Raw genomic sequence first — 13,814 nt, 5'->3', positions numbered from 1 at the left:
GGATGACTCGTGCCCTGGCTCTGGCCGAACAGGCGGCCTCAATCGGTGAAGTACCGGTTGGGGCCGTCGTCGTGTTGGACGGCCGCGAAATCGGTGCCGGGTTCAACGCGCCTATCTCCGGATGCGATCCCACCGCCCATGCGGAAATGCGTGCGCTGCGTGATGCGGCGCTGCGGGTGGGGAACTATCGCCTGTCCGGTGCTACGCTCTACGTGACGATCGAGCCGTGCACCATGTGTGCCGGTGCCCTGGTTCACAGCCGTATCTCGCGACTGGTATACGGCGCTACGGAGCCCAAGGCGGGCGCTGTCGAATCGTCGGCCCGGGTACTTGAGGGCGAGGCCATGAACTGGCAGATCGAAGTGGTCGCCGGTGTCATGGCGCAAGCCTGTAGCGACCGGATGAGCACGTTCTTTGCAGCACGAAGAAAAGCGATCAAGGAACAGCGCCGGCAAAAGCGCCAGGGACAGAGGGGCGAGAACGGGCAGGGACCGGCCAGCCAGGGCTAGCGCGGGTCAACTCCTGCTCCAACTGACATCGGGAACGGAAAGGGAAAGCGATGAAAGTTCTGGTTACCGGCGGAGCCGGTTATATTGGCAGTCACGTGGTGCGCCAGCTGGGCGAAGCCGGGCACGACGTTGTGGTCTATGACAATCTCTCCACCGGCCATCGCTGGGCCGTCACCTGCGGTGAGCTGGTCGTGGGTGACCTGGCGGACGAAGCGGCGCTGCAAGCCCTGTTCGAAGCGCACGATTTTGAGGCGGTGCTGCACTTCGCCGCGGCCATCGTGGTGCCGGAATCCGTGGCCAACCCGCTCAAGTACTACAGCAACAACACCCGCAACACCCTGAATCTTCTCAAGGCCGTCGAGCGCCACGAGGTGCCCTACATGGTGTTTTCCTCCACGGCGGCGGTCTATGGCATGCCCGATGCAGAGATTCTCACCGAGGATATGCCCCTGGCGCCGATCAACCCGTACGGCGCGTCGAAAATGATGAGTGAGCGCATGATCATGGACCTGGCGGCTGCCAGTTCACTCAACTACGTGATCCTGCGTTACTTCAACGTTGCCGGCGCCAATCCCGACGGCCTGCTGGGGCAGGCCACGCCGGAGGCCACGCACCTGATCAAGGTGGCCTGCGAGTGCGTGACCGGCGCGCGCGAGGGCATGCAGATTTTTGGAACCGATTACGGCACGCGGGATGGCACCTGTGTGCGTGATTATATCCACGTCGAAGACCTGGCCAAGGCACACGTCATGGCCCTGGATCACATGAAACAGGGTGGGGCGTCCGATGTGCTCAACTGTGGCTACGGTCGCGGTTTCACCGTGCGTGAGGTGATCGACGTGGTGAAACGGCTTTCCGGCTCCGATTTTCCGGTTAACGAAACCGGGCGACGGGCCGGGGACCCGGCTGCGCTGATGGCGGATAACTCGAAAATTACCCGAACGCTGGGTTGGCAGCCCGACTACGACAACCTCGATACCATTGTCGGGAACGCGCTGGCCTGGGAGCAGATCTGGCAGGACCGCCAGAAAGGCTGATACAGAATTCGTAACGCTTTAAAAGGAAGAGTGCATGAAAATCACGATCTTCGGAACTGGGTATGTAGGACTGGTGACCGGCGCCTGTCTGGCTGACGTTGGCCACGAAGTCCTGTGCATGGATGTGGACCCGGAAAAAATCGACAAGCTGCGCAGCGGCATCATCCCCATCTATGAGCCGGGGCTGGAGTCGATTGTTGCCCATAACGCCTCGGCAGGCCGTCTGCTGTTTACCACCGATACCGCTGAGGCGGTCGCGCACGGCGATGTGCAGTTCATTGCGGTCGGTACGCCGCCGGATGAGGATGGCTCCGCTGACCTGCAATATGTCACGGCGGTGGCCCGTTCGATTGGTCAGCATATGAGCGACTACAAGGTCGTCGTGGACAAATCCACCGTGCCGGTTGGCACCGCCGACAAGGTGCGAGCGGCTCTGCGTGCGGAGCTGGACAAGCGGGGCGAAGAGCTGGATTTCGACGTGGTCTCCAACCCCGAATTTCTGAAGGAAGGCGCGGCCGTGGCCGACTTCATGAAGCCGGATCGCATTGTCGTGGGCACCGAAAGCGACAAGGCGGAGGAAATCCTGCGCGAGGTCTACTACCCGTTCAACCGTAACCACGACCGCATGATCTTCATGGACGTGCGTTCGGCTGAGCTGACCAAGTACGCCGCCAACGCCATGCTGGCCACCAAGATCAGCTTCATGAACGAGATCGCCAACCTGGCCGAGCGCCTGGGTGCGGATATCGAAGCGGTGCGCCGTGGTATCGGTTCCGATCCGCGCATTGGCTACCACTTTATCTATCCGGGTTGCGGCTACGGTGGCTCCTGCTTCCCGAAAGACGTCACGGCGCTGTCCCGCACGGCCCGCGACTGCGACTACGAGGCGCGCCTGCTGAACGCCGTCGAGGCGGTCAACATGGCCCAGAAGCACGTGCTGTTCGACAAGGTCAGCCACTACTTCGGCGGCGACCTGTCCGGCAAGACCATTGCCCTGTGGGGGCTGGCATTCAAGCCCAATACCGACGACATGCGCGAAGCGTCCTCCCGTGTGCTGATGGAGTCGCTCTGGAAGGCCGGTGCCCGGGTCCAGGCCTACGATCCGGAAGCCATGCAGGAAACCCAGCGGATCTACGGCGAAGAGCCGGGTCTGCAGCTGTGCGGCACCAAGGAGCAGGCGATGAAGGGCGCCGATGCCCTGGTCATCTGCACCGAGTGGAAAGAGTTCCGCCTGCCGGACTTCGCCGCGATTGCCGAGGCACTGAAGCATCCGGTGGTATTCGACGGTCGTAACCTCTATGCGCCGGACATGGTCGAGCGCCATGGCCTTGTTTACTATGCTATAGGTAGAGGTAAGACTCAGTTTTCCGCAACCGGGAGCTAAGCATGGACGGGGCAGGCGACTTTATCCTGCACCAGAAGCTCGCTGAAGACACGGTGCCGCTGGCCACGAGCGAGCTGAGCGAGCTGCGATTGATGAATGACAGCCACTATCCCTGGCTCCTGCTCGTCCCTCGACGGGTGGGAGTCAGGGAAGTGTACGAGCTGCCGCCGGCGGATCAGCAGCGGCTGGTGCGGGAGTCTAGTGCCATCGGCGAGGCGTTGATGACCGTCTTCGACGGCCACAAGCTGAACGTCGCGGCGCTGGGCAATATGGTGCCGCAGCTCCATCTGCATCACGTGGTGCGCTACGAGGGTGACGCGGCGTGGCCGGGTCCGGTCTGGGGTGTGGTGCCTGCGGCGGCCTACAGTGAGGCGGCGTTGCGGGACATGCGCAAGAAGCTGGTCCCCGTCATTTCGGCCTTCAACTCCGTGTCCTGACCCTTTCCGGTCAGGTGCGGAATCCCTTTTCGCCCTGGCGTGCCAGCGCCTGGGCGCCTACCAGGATCATTCTCAGCTCGTTCTTGAGCTTCTCCTGCAACACGGTTTTCTCTCGTGGTGACGCGTCGAGGGCTTCGGCGCCCTGGTTGAACACCAGTGTGACCATGGCCTCGGCGACCAGCCGTGCCTCGGCCAGCGGTTTTCCCTGTTCTTCCCCGAAACGTCGCAGGTCGTCGGCCAGTTCCGTTACGAAATGGTCAATCTCAGCCTGTATGGCGGTCCGGAACGTCTTGGAGACCCCCGTGCGCTCGCGCAGCATCAACCGGAACAGGTTGGCGTTGTTGCTCAGGTACTCCATGAAGGTGTCGACGGAAGTGTTGATGGCGCTGCCGTTGCGGGCGATGCGTTTGCGTGCCTGGCGCATCAGTTGGCGCAGTGCCACGCCGCCTTCATCCACCAGGGCCAGGCCCAGTTCGTCCAGTTCGGCGAAATGGCGGTAGAAGGACGTGGGGGCGATGCCGGCTTCCCGGGCTACCTCCCGCAGGCTCAGGCTGCCGAAGCCCCGTTCCGCGCTGAGCTGTCTCAGGGCAGCATCCATCAGGGCGCGGCGGGTCTTGAGCTTCTGTTCGGCGCGGGCGGACACAGCGTTCTCCAGTTCCAGTTGGTCCAGGGAGTGCCCGGTGGGGGCTCCCGAAAAGGCAACATGTTACCGTCACAGGGCGGGAGCGTCATCTCGCGTGGTGACTGCAGGCAGGCCGGTCGGCTGAAGGTGACGGTCAGCGTGTACAAATCGGTACCGATGCGGCCTGATTTTGATGGCGGTTATGTTTATAATATGCGGCCTTTAAAGAACCGATGGGTCCGCTCGCGGGCGGGGCTGCGGCTATTGTGGTCGGCAGTCTGGCAGGGCGGTGCAGGCTCGGCGGTTTTCCTTTGATGTGATCAGCGCTCCGTGACGACGGACGAGGCCGGCAGGACCGGTGCTCCGGCGGCTGTGAGATCGCTGCTGTTGGTTATGTTACGGGGATTCGAGTATGCCGATTTATGAGTATGTCTGCGACGCGTGCGGCTTCGAGAAAGACGTGATCCAGAAGATGAGTGACGCGCCGCTCAAGGCGTGTCCGTCGTGCGAGGCGGATGCGTTTCGCAAGCGAATTTCGGCCGCCGGCTTCCGCCTGTCCGGAAGCGGCTGGTACGAGACCGATTTCAAGACCGGAAGCAAGAAGAACCTGGCCGAGAAAAGCGGTCAGTCCGGAACCACAAGCAAGACTGAGTCGGCGGCCGGCTGAGTCTCGAACACATTTCGAACACTGATTAACAGGAATGGATATGCGCAGTCACTATTGCGGTGGAATCAACGAATCACACATCGATCAGGACGTGACCCTCTGCGGCTGGGTTCATCGTCGCCGCGACCATGGCGGGGTTATCTTTCTGGATCTGCGTGATCGTGACGGCATGTCCCAGGTGGTTGTCGATCCGGACACGCCCGAAGCGTTCGCGCTGGCCGAGAAAGTACGCAGCGAGTTCGTTATCCAGATCACCGGTCGCGTGCGCCGTCGTCCGCAAGGTACGGAAAACGCCAACATGCCGACCGGGCAGGTGGAAGTGCTGTGTAAGGAACTGACCATCCTCAACGCCGCCGCCACGCCGCCGTTCCCGCTGGACGAGCACGTCGACGTGGGCGAGGACGTGCGCCTGCGCTACCGCTTCGTCGACCTGCGTCGCCCGGAGATGCTCAATCGCCTGCGCTTCCGCTCGCGGGTCACCAGCTACATCCGCAACTACCTGGACAGCCACGACTTCATGGACGTGGAAACGCCGATCCTGACCCGCGCCACGCCGGAAGGCGCCCGCGACTACCTGGTGCCGAGCCGGACCCACGACGGTTCCTTCTTCGCGCTGCCGCAGTCGCCGCAGCTGTTCAAACAGCTGCTGATGGTGTCCGGCGTTGACCGCTACTACCAGATCGCCAAGTGCTTCCGTGACGAAGACCTGCGCGCCGACCGTCAGCCGGAGTTCACCCAGGTGGACATCGAGGCGTCGTTCATCGACGAGAAGGGCCTGATGGGCGTCACCGAAGGCATGGTGCGCGAGCTGTTCCGCGACGTGCTCAAGGTGGATCTGCCGGAATTCCCGCGGATGCCGTATGCCGAAGCCATGCAGCGCTATGGCAGCGACAAGCCGGATCTGCGTATCCCGCTGGAGCTGATCGACGTGGCCGACCTCGTGGAAAGCGTCGACTTCAAGGTCTTCGCCGGCCCGGCCAAGGACCCGAAAGGCCGCGTTGCCGCACTGCGCCTGCCGAAGGGTGGCGAACTGACCCGCAAGCAGATCGATGAATACACCAAGTACGTCGGTATCTACGGCGCCAAAGGCCTGGCCTACATCAAGGTCAACGACCTGAGCCAGGGCGTCGCCGGCCTGCAGTCGCCGATCATCAAGTTCCTGGGCGACGACGTGGCCCAGGCACTGATCGAACGGGTCGGCGCGGAAGACGGTGATATCGTCTTCTTCGGTGCGGACAAGACCAGCATCGTCAACGAGGCTCTGGGTGCGCTGCGCGTCAAGCTGGGTCACGATCTGAACCTGCTGACCGCCGAGTGGGCGCCGCTGTGGGTGGTCGATTTCCCGATGTTCGAGGAAGGCAGCGACGGCAGCCTGACCGCCATCCATCACCCGTTCACCGCGCCGTCCTGTACGCCGGAAGAGCTGGCGGCGGACCCGGCCAACGCGCTGTCCCGTGCCTACGACATGGTGCTCAACGGCACCGAGCTGGGCGGTGGTTCGATCCGTATCCACAACGAGGATATGCAGCAGGCGGTCTTCCGCATCCTGGGCATCGACGAAGAGGAAGCGCGCGCCAAGTTCGGCTTCCTGCTGGATGCGCTGAAGTTCGGCTGCCCGCCCCACGGCGGCCTGGCGTTCGGTCTGGACCGTCTGGTCATGCTGATGACCGGTGCCTCGTCCATCCGTGATGTGATCGCGTTCCCGAAAACCCAGAGCGCGACCTGCCTGATGACTCAGGCACCGGGCGAAGTGGACGAACGTCAGCTGCGCGAGCTGCACATCCGTCTGCGCAAGCCGGCGGTTGCCAAGGGCGCTGAAGCCGGAGACGCCAAGAAAGAAGACTGAAGTACACCGGGCCCGCCTGCTTGAGACCCGATAGGAGTAGCTCTCGGTTGCCCGTTGCCGCGGGCGGGCCCGTCGATTGAAGGAGTGATGTATGGCCGGTCATAGCAAGTGGTCCAATATCAAACATCGCAAGGCAGCGCAGGATGCCAAGCGCGGTAAGATCTTTACCAAGCTGATCCGCGAGCTGACCGTGGCGGCCCGTCAGGGCGGTCCCGAGCCGGCGGACAATCCGCGGCTGCGGGCGGTGATCGATAAAGCCCTGACCGCCAACATGAAAAAGGACACCATGGAGCGCGCCATCGAGCGCGGCGCCGGGAGCGGGGATGACACCAACTACGAGGAGCTGACCTATGAAGGTTACGGCCCGAATGGTGTGGCGATCTTCGTTGAGGCGATGACGGACAACAAGAACCGGACCGTCGCCGAGGTGCGCCATGCCTTCAACAAGTTCGGCGGCAATCTCGGCACGGACGGTTCGGTGGCGTTTCTGTTTACCCGCCAGGGTGTGCTGTCTTACGGCCCGGAAACGGACGAAGAGGCATTGATGGAGGCCGCATTGGAAGCCGGCGCTGAGGACGTAGCGCCGCAGGACGACGGTTCCTTCGAGATCGTGACCCTGCCGGAGCAGTTCCTGGACGTGAAAGAGGCGCTCGTCGCTTCGGGGCACGCGCCGGACAACGCCGAAGTCACCATGGTGCCCGCCACCTATGTCACCCTGGATGAGGACAGCGCCCAGACCATCCTCAAGCTGATCGACATGCTGGAGGATCTGGACGACGTGCAGAACGTCTATTCCAATGCCGACATCCCGGCCGACGTGATGGACGCGCTGGATGCCTGACGCCGCGCGCTTGCCGGGAGCCCGGTTGTGCCCATAATTCTAGGCGTGGACCCCGGCTCGCGGATCACCGGCTACGGCGTGATACGCTGCGCCGGCCGTGTGACGGAGTACATCGACAGCGGCTGTATTCGCATGGGAGAGAAGCCCATGGCGGAGCGTTTGCAGATCATTTACCAGGGGCTGGCAACACTCATCGACCAGTATCGGCCGGATGAGTTTGCTATCGAGCAGGTCTTTATGGCGCGCAATCCGGATTCGGCCCTCAAGCTCGGCCAGGCCCGGGGTGTGGCCATCGTGACGGCCGCCAACAGCGGTCTGCCGGTTCATGAATACACTGCTCGACAGGTCAAGCAGGCCGTTGTGGGGAAGGGGGGCGCCGAGAAGACGCAGGTTCAGCACATGGTGCAGAGCATCCTGTCGCTGAACCGCCGGCCCCAGGAAGATGCCGCGGATGCGTTGGCCATCGCCCTGTGCCACTCCCATATGAGTCAGAGCATCGGTCGTATCGCCTCGGGTAACCGCGTACGTGCCGGTCGAATCCGTTAAGAATCGGGCGGCGGATGGGCGCTTGTCATTCTCGGCCCGGCAGCTGTTCGCCCAACAGGAGATAATGCGTGATTGCCCAAATCCGGGGAAAACTGATCGAGAAAATGCCCGGCCATGTGCTGGTCGACTGTTCCGGTCTCGGCTACGAGCTCGATATCCCGTATACGACGTTCTTTCATCTGCCCGAATCCGGCCAGGAAGTCACGCTGTTCACGCACTTCGCCGTTCGCGAGGATGCCCATAAGCTCTATGGCTTTGCCGGGCGCCTGGATCGCGATCTGTTCCGTATGCTGATCAAGGTGAATGGGGTCGGGCCCAAAATGGCGCTGGCGATTCTCTCCGGTCTCGATGCGCAGCAGTTTGTGCGTTGCGTCGATAATCGCGATGTGGCGGCCCTGGTGAAGATTCCCGGCGTCGGTAAGAAGACCGCCGAGCGGCTGCTGATCGAGATGGGCGACAAGCTCGGCCAGTTGGAAGGAATGCCCAAGATTACGCCCGAAATGCCGTCGTTGAACCCGGCCAGCGAACCGGCGCACAAGCCCGAAGAGGAAGCCGAAGCGGCTCTTATTACCTTGGGCTACAAACCCCAGGAAGCGGCAAAGGCCGTCAGCCGCGTGGCCGAGGCCGGCATGAACTCCCAGGAGATGATTCGCCTGGCGCTTAAGAATATGATCCCTGCCAGCTAAACCACCGAAACATCGGGCCTTATTCGGGCCCGTTTGCCATGCATCCCCGTTGATGTCTTAATGGAATCTGACTGTAGCGTAACGTGACAGCGTGACTCGCGTTTGTAAAATGGACCTGTTTTTATAGTAACGCGTCGCCACGGAAGACAGATAAAAGACAACAGCATGCCCGCGAAACACCATCATGATTGAATCCGATCGCCTGATTTCACCGCAAAGCAGTGCGTCTGAAGAAGTACAGGATCGCGCCATCCGCCCGACGCTACTCTCCGAGTACGTTGGGCAGCCGGCTGTCCGCGAGCAGATGGAGATTTTTATCTCGGCCGCGCGAGGTCGGCAGGAAGCCCTGGATCACGTCCTGATCTTCGGGCCGCCGGGGCTTGGGAAGACCACGCTGGCAAACATCATTGCCAATGAGATGGGCGTGTCCATCAAGACAACGTCCGGTCCGGTTCTGGAAAAGGCCGGTGACCTGGCGGCGATGCTGACCAACCTGGAAGAGGGCGATGTTCTCTTCATCGACGAGATCCACCGCCTGAACGCGGCCGTCGAGGAAGTGCTCTATCCGGCGATGGAGGACTACCAGCTCGACATCATGATCGGCGAGGGGCCGGCGGCGCGCTCAATCAAGCTCGATCTGCCGCCGTTCACGCTGGTCGGGGCGACCACGCGGGCCGGTCTGCTGACGTCGCCGCTGCGTGACCGTTTCGGTATCGTCCAGCGACTGGAGTTTTACAACACCCAGGACCTGACCCATATCGTGCAACGTTCGGCCCAGCTGCTCGGCGTGTCGATGGACGAGGCGGGCGCGCTGGAAATCGCGCGTCGTTCCCGGGGGACGCCGCGGATCGCCAACCGGTTGCTGCGCCGGGTACGCGATTACGCCGAGGTGAAATCCGACGGTTCGGTGACCCTGGACGTGGCGGACAGCGCGCTGAATATGCTTAAGGTGGACAATCAGGGTTTCGACCACATGGACCGTCGATTGCTTCTGGCCATGATCGAGAAGTTCGATGGCGGCCCGGTGGGCGTGGAGAGCCTGGCGGCCGCCATCAGCGAGGAACGCGGTACGATCGAAGACGTGCTTGAACCTTTCCTGATCCAGCAGGGCTACATGATCCGCACGCCGCGGGGTCGAATGGTGACGTCCCATGCGTACCTGCACTTCGGTGTGACCCCGCCGAAGTCGGGTGAGGGCGCGTCATGACGGCCGTGGATAGCGCCCAATTCCATTGGCCGGTACGGGTCTATATCGAAGACACCGACGCCGGCGGTATTGTGTATCACGCCCGCTACCTGCACTTTATGGAACGGGCACGCACCGAGTGGGTGCGATCCCAGGGTATTGCCCTGCGCCGCGGGCTGGACGAGAACGTCAGCTACGTGGTGCAGAAAATGGCGATCCAGTTTCGTCAGCCCGCCAAGCTGGACGATGAATTATGGGTGACGGCCGACCTGACCGGCAGCGGTCGTGTCTGGTTCGGTTTCGACCAGAAAGTCATCCGCCAGTCCGACGGCGCCGTGTTGGCCGAGGCGGACGTCAAGGTCGCCTGTGTGGCGCTGGACAGCGGGCGTCCGCGGGCCTTGCCGGAGTCCATGCAGGCCATCGTCAGGGAACAATAATGTACATGCCGGTCCGATGGATCGGTCGAATACAGATCCAGGAGTGAAACGTGGAGTCACATCTTTCGGTTTGGAGCCTTATCGCCAATGCCAGTTTCCTGGTGCAGATCGTCATGCTGCTGCTGGTGCTGGCGTCGATCATGTCCTGGGGGTTTGTCTTCCAGCGCCTGCAGGTGTTCAAAAAGGCGCGTAAGGCCCAGTTGGCGTTTGAAGAGCAGTTCTGGTCCGGCATGGATCTGGGGCAACTCTATCGCGACGCCAGCAACCACCCCACGCCTCACAGCGGCATGGAGTCGGTGTTTCGTGCCGGCTTTCGGGAGTTCTCGCGCCTGCGTCAGCAGAGCCAGGATCCGGACGCCGTGATGGACGGAACCCAGCGCGCCATGCGGGTGGCCCTGTCCCGCGAGCAGGAGCGGCTCGAAGCACATCTGCCGTTCCTGGCGACGGTGGGCTCCACCAGTCCGTACATCGGCCTGTTCGGTACCGTCTGGGGGATCATGAATTCTTTCCGCGGTCTGGCCCAGGTGCAGCACGCGTCACTGGCCACCGTGGCACCGGGGATTTCCGAGGCGCTGATTGCTACCGCCATGGGCCTGTTTGCGGCGATTCCCGCGGTCATCGCCTACAACCGCTTTGCCGCCAAGTCCGATGCCCTGCTGAAGAACTATGAGACCTTTGCCGAGGAGTTCTCCAGCATCCTGCATCGCCGGGTTCACAGCAGCGAGAAAGGCCGCGCGGCCTGATCCGCCGGGAGGCGCATGATGAAAAGCACGGGAATTACCTCGACGCCGCGTCGCAAGCCCATGGCCGAGATCAACGTGGTGCCCTACATCGACGTCATGCTGGTGCTGCTGGTGATCTTCATGGTGACCGCGCCGATGATGACGCAGGGCGTGAAGGTGGATCTGCCGGAAACCACGTCGGACCCGATGCAGGCACCAAAAGACGTTGAGCCTGTCATTGTATCCATCGATGCCAATGGTGCGTACTACATGGAAGTGGGGGACAAAGGGTCGGACCCCATGCCGTTGCCAGCGTTGCGCGAGCAGGTGAGCAAGGTCCTGTCAGGCCGTGCCCAGCGTGATGTGTTGGTGCGTGGCGACCGCAATATCGACTACGGCACCGTAGTGAACCTGATGGCGACCTTGCAGGGCGCCGGGGCCACCAGTGTCGGATTGATCACAGAAGAACCGGAAGGCTAGCTCGGTAGTGGCGGATAATACTCGCGAATCCAATGATTATCAGTCGCGCCAGCCATGGCGCAGCCCGATGGCGATCTCCGTCGGCCTGCATGTCGCTATTGTGCTGTTCTCCCTGGCTGGGTGGAGCTGGTCCGAGCCCAGCCACGAACCGCCGCCACGCAGCATTTCGGCGCGCCTGATCATGCCTGAGCCGGTACCGGCCCAGCAGGCGTCGCAACCCGCAGCGCAGCCTTCGGCCCAGCCTGAGCCCGAACCGCAGGAGGATGCGCAGGAAGAGGCGCGTAAAGAAGCCGAGGAGAAGGCTCGCCAGGAAGAGCAGCGGCAGGAAGAAGCCCGCAAGCAGGCGCTGATCCGGGAAAAGGAAAAGCAGGAAGCCGCCGCCAAGGCCAAGGAAGAAGCGCGCCGTAAAGCGGAAGCCGAAGCGGCGGCCGCCGCCAAACGCAAGGCCGAGGAAGAGCGCCGGCGTAAGGAACTGGAGGCGGAGAAAGCGGCCGAAGAGAAACGGCGGGCGGACGAGAAAGCCGCCGAGGAGCGTCGTAAAGCCGAGGAAAAACGGCGCCAGGAAGAGGCGGAACGCAAGCGTCAGGAAAAGCTGGAGCAGGAGCGTCGCGAAGCCGAGCAACGTAAGCGCGAAGAGGAGCGCCGCAAGCGGGAAGAGCAACTGGCGGCCCTGGCTGAACAGTCTGCCGAAGAGCAGGCCGCCTCCGAACAGGCGCGCCAGGAAGCGGCTGCTGCGGCTCGGGCCAAGCAGGCGCAAATGGCGTCGGAGAGCGAGAAGTACGAGGCGTTGATCCGGCAGCGCCTGAGCAACGCCTGGTATATCCCGTCGTCTGCCCAGAAAGGGTTGGTGACGACGCTGGAAATTACCCTGTTGCCGACGGGCGAGCTGGCCTCGGTCCGCATCGCCAAGAGCAGTGGCAACACCGCTTTCGATAACTCGGCGCTGAGCGCGGTGCGCGGTGTCCAGCGGTTCCCCGTGCCGAACGATCCGGATGTATTCAACGCCTATTTCCGGAATTTCTCGATTCAGTTCGATCCGGAGAAATTGCGCTGATGCCTGAAAGTAAACCCATGACCATGTCCAGGATGCATTTCAGACAGACAGGATGCCCAGAATGATGCGAGTAATCGTAACCCTGCTGCTGGCGACGGCAATGGCATTGCCGGCGCAGGCGGAACTCTTGATCCGGATCACCGAGGGTGCGGACAACGCCCTCCCGGTCGCCGTCGTTCCCTTCGGCACCGAAGGTGGTTTGCAGCCCACTGAGAATATCAGCGAGATCGTGCGCGACGACCTGGCAATGAGCGGCGAGTTTGCTCCGCTGGAGGCCAACCGGATGCTGAGTCTGCCCACTTCCGGAGAGGACGTCTTCTATCGCGACTGGCGCATGCTGGGGCAGAAGTACCTGCTGGTTGGCAATCTGTCGCCCGCCGCTGGCGGCAGCAAGGTGCAGGCCCGCTTCGAACTGTTCGACGTGAATCGGGAAGCTCGGATTCTGGGCGAGACCGCCACCGTGTCCGCCGATAACCTGCGTACCCTGGGCCACCACATCAGCGACAAGGTGTACAAGGCGATCACCGGCAATCGGGGCGTGTTTTCCACACGTATTGCTTATGTGACCCTGGACATGGAGAGCGGCAAGCGCACGTATCGCCTTAACATCAGCGATGTGGATGGCAAGCGCTCCCGGGTTTTCCTCAAGTCGAAGGAGCCGATACTGTCGCCGGACTGGTCGCCGGATGGCAAGAAGCTGGCCTACGTCTCATTCGAGACCGGGCGTCCCGCCATCTATGTCCAGGAACTGGCCAGCGGCAAACGCACGCGCATTGCCCAGTTCCCGGGACTGAATTCGGCCCCGTCCTGGTCGCCGGACGGTAAGTCCCTGCTGATGACCCTGTCCCGCGACGGTAACGCCGAAATCTACCGGATGAACGTGGCCACCCGTCAGTTGACGCGGCTGACCAACCACTGGGCCATCGACACGGAGCCAAGCTGGGCGCCGGATGGGGATGAGTTCGTCTTTACCTCGGATCGCTCGGGTGGCCCCCAGTCGTATCTGATGGATGCCGACGGCGGGGACGTGCAGCGACTGACGTTTGGCAGCCGCTACAACGCACGTCCGCGGTTCAGCCCGGACGGTGAGCACATTTTCTATGTTCATAAGCGCGAAAACTTTTTCCATATCGCGCGGTTGAATATCGAAACCGGTCAGGAGACCATTCTGACCCGGACCAAGCTGGACGAGTCGCCGAGTGTGGCTCCCAACGGACGTCTGTTGATTTACGCGACCCAGGATGGGGGCAAAAGTGTCCTCGCGGTCATCTCGGCCGACGGCGGCTCAAACTACGTGTTGCCGTCGCGTTTCGGGGATGTTCGCGAACCGGCCTGGTCGCCTTTTATCGACTGACGTCGG

At 62.2% G+C, this 13,814-nt stretch carries 16 protein-coding genes; 15 read left to right on the top strand and 1 reads right to left on the bottom strand.

Features of this window, described 5'->3' with window-relative positions; translation table 11 throughout:
* Positions 1-2 precede the first annotated feature (2 nt).
* From tadA to GQB00_RS04135, 4 genes are read left to right on the top strand one after another with little or no spacing between them, the layout of a single operon-like run.
* A complete protein-coding gene (gene tadA, locus GQB00_RS04150; protein WP_416234143.1) occupies positions 3-509 on the top strand; it encodes a tRNA adenosine(34) deaminase TadA in 507 nt (168 codons plus the stop codon).
* A gap of 50 nt (positions 510-559) precedes the next feature.
* Entirely contained in the window at positions 560-1,546 is a 987-nt protein-coding gene (galE, locus tag GQB00_RS04145) for a UDP-glucose 4-epimerase GalE (protein ID WP_111495923.1), read from the top strand.
* A gap of 34 nt (positions 1,547-1,580) precedes the next feature.
* On the top strand, positions 1,581-2,930 hold the full coding sequence (locus GQB00_RS04140; RefSeq protein ID WP_111495924.1) for a UDP-glucose dehydrogenase family protein: 1,350 nt from the start codon (positions 1,581-1,583) through the stop codon (positions 2,928-2,930).
* A gap of 2 nt (positions 2,931-2,932) precedes the next feature.
* Positions 2,933-3,367 carry an HIT domain-containing protein gene (locus GQB00_RS04135; RefSeq protein ID WP_111495925.1) on the top strand — a complete coding sequence of 145 codons (435 nt, stop codon included), beginning with the start codon at positions 2,933-2,935 and terminating at the stop codon, positions 3,365-3,367.
* Positions 3,368-3,377: 10 nt separating this feature from the next.
* Here the strand turns inward: GQB00_RS04135 and fabR are convergent, their stop codons facing one another.
* Complete coding sequence (fabR, locus tag GQB00_RS04130) at positions 3,378-4,010, bottom strand: HTH-type transcriptional repressor FabR (RefSeq protein ID WP_111495926.1); 633 nt, start codon at positions 4,008-4,010, stop codon at positions 3,378-3,380.
* A 391-nt stretch (positions 4,011-4,401) separates the two neighbouring features.
* Between fabR and GQB00_RS04125 the strand changes: the two genes are divergently transcribed.
* From GQB00_RS04125 to tolB, 11 genes are all read left to right on the top strand, one after another.
* Entirely contained in the window at positions 4,402-4,656 is a 255-nt protein-coding gene (locus GQB00_RS04125; protein WP_111495927.1) for an FmdB family zinc ribbon protein, read from the top strand.
* Positions 4,657-4,696: 40 nt separating this feature from the next.
* Positions 4,697-6,502, top strand: coding sequence for an aspartate--tRNA ligase (gene aspS / locus GQB00_RS04120; protein ID WP_165855316.1), 1,806 nt, complete (start codon positions 4,697-4,699; stop codon positions 6,500-6,502).
* A 91-nt stretch (positions 6,503-6,593) separates the two neighbouring features.
* Positions 6,594-7,343 (top strand): YebC/PmpR family DNA-binding transcriptional regulator, encoded by a 750-nt coding sequence (locus tag GQB00_RS04115; protein WP_165855315.1) that lies wholly within the window; start codon positions 6,594-6,596, stop codon positions 7,341-7,343.
* Positions 7,344-7,370: 27 nt separating this feature from the next.
* Positions 7,371-7,889: a crossover junction endodeoxyribonuclease RuvC gene (gene ruvC, locus GQB00_RS04110; protein WP_111495930.1), complete on the top strand. Its 519-nt coding sequence runs from the start codon at positions 7,371-7,373 to the stop codon at positions 7,887-7,889.
* 68 nt (positions 7,890-7,957) lie between these two features.
* Positions 7,958-8,575 (top strand): Holliday junction branch migration protein RuvA, encoded by a 618-nt coding sequence (gene ruvA, locus GQB00_RS04105; protein WP_111495931.1) that lies wholly within the window; start codon positions 7,958-7,960, stop codon positions 8,573-8,575.
* A 184-nt stretch (positions 8,576-8,759) separates the two neighbouring features.
* Entirely contained in the window at positions 8,760-9,782 is a 1,023-nt protein-coding gene (gene ruvB, locus GQB00_RS04100; RefSeq protein WP_111495932.1) for a Holliday junction branch migration DNA helicase RuvB, read from the top strand.
* Positions 9,779-10,198: a tol-pal system-associated acyl-CoA thioesterase gene (ybgC, locus tag GQB00_RS04095; protein ID WP_165855314.1), complete on the top strand. Its 420-nt coding sequence runs from the start codon at positions 9,779-9,781 to the stop codon at positions 10,196-10,198. Before ruvB ends, ybgC begins: the two co-directional genes overlap by 4 nt.
* A gap of 50 nt (positions 10,199-10,248) precedes the next feature.
* Positions 10,249-10,941 carry a protein TolQ gene (tolQ, locus tag GQB00_RS04090; RefSeq protein WP_111495934.1) on the top strand — a complete coding sequence of 231 codons (693 nt, stop codon included), beginning with the start codon at positions 10,249-10,251 and terminating at the stop codon, positions 10,939-10,941.
* An 18-nt stretch (positions 10,942-10,959) separates the two neighbouring features.
* A complete protein-coding gene (gene tolR / locus GQB00_RS04085) occupies positions 10,960-11,400 on the top strand; it encodes a protein TolR (RefSeq protein ID WP_111496821.1) in 441 nt (146 codons plus the stop codon).
* 67 nt (positions 11,401-11,467) lie between these two features.
* Complete coding sequence (gene tolA, locus GQB00_RS04080) at positions 11,468-12,454, top strand: cell envelope integrity protein TolA (RefSeq protein ID WP_165855313.1); 987 nt, start codon at positions 11,468-11,470, stop codon at positions 12,452-12,454.
* A 61-nt stretch (positions 12,455-12,515) separates the two neighbouring features.
* Complete coding sequence (gene tolB, locus GQB00_RS04075; protein ID WP_165855312.1) at positions 12,516-13,808, top strand: Tol-Pal system beta propeller repeat protein TolB; 1,293 nt, start codon at positions 12,516-12,518, stop codon at positions 13,806-13,808.
* Positions 13,809-13,814: the final 6 nt, after the last annotated feature.

Origin of the sequence: Marinobacter sp. JSM 1782161, assembly GCF_011421605.1 — a bacterium.
GTDB lineage: Bacteria > Pseudomonadota > Gammaproteobacteria > Pseudomonadales > Oleiphilaceae > Marinobacter_A > Marinobacter_A bohaiensis.
Note: the sequence above shows the minus strand (reverse complement) of the source record. Positions and strands in the feature narration are given on the sequence as shown.

Coding starts and splice junctions, on each gene's coding strand:
- ruvB (WP_111495932.1), top strand. CDS start 8,760: ATGATTGAATCCGATCGCCTGATTTCACCGCAAAGCAGTGCGTCTGAA.
- GQB00_RS04140 (WP_111495924.1), top strand. CDS start 1,581: ATGAAAATCACGATCTTCGGAACTGGGTATGTAGGACTGGTGACCGGC.
- aspS (WP_165855316.1), top strand. CDS start 4,697: ATGCGCAGTCACTATTGCGGTGGAATCAACGAATCACACATCGATCAG.
- GQB00_RS04115 (WP_165855315.1), top strand. CDS start 6,594: ATGGCCGGTCATAGCAAGTGGTCCAATATCAAACATCGCAAGGCAGCG.
- galE (WP_111495923.1), top strand. CDS start 560: ATGAAAGTTCTGGTTACCGGCGGAGCCGGTTATATTGGCAGTCACGTG.
- tolB (WP_165855312.1), top strand. CDS start 12,516: ATGATGCGAGTAATCGTAACCCTGCTGCTGGCGACGGCAATGGCATTG.
- tolR (WP_111496821.1), top strand. CDS start 10,960: ATGAAAAGCACGGGAATTACCTCGACGCCGCGTCGCAAGCCCATGGCC.
- GQB00_RS04135 (WP_111495925.1), top strand. CDS start 2,933: ATGGACGGGGCAGGCGACTTTATCCTGCACCAGAAGCTCGCTGAAGAC.
- ybgC (WP_165855314.1), top strand. CDS start 9,779: ATGACGGCCGTGGATAGCGCCCAATTCCATTGGCCGGTACGGGTCTAT.
- tadA (WP_416234143.1), top strand. CDS start 3: ATGACTCGTGCCCTGGCTCTGGCCGAACAGGCGGCCTCAATCGGTGAA.
- tolA (WP_165855313.1), top strand. CDS start 11,468: ATGGCGATCTCCGTCGGCCTGCATGTCGCTATTGTGCTGTTCTCCCTG.
- GQB00_RS04125 (WP_111495927.1), top strand. CDS start 4,402: ATGCCGATTTATGAGTATGTCTGCGACGCGTGCGGCTTCGAGAAAGAC.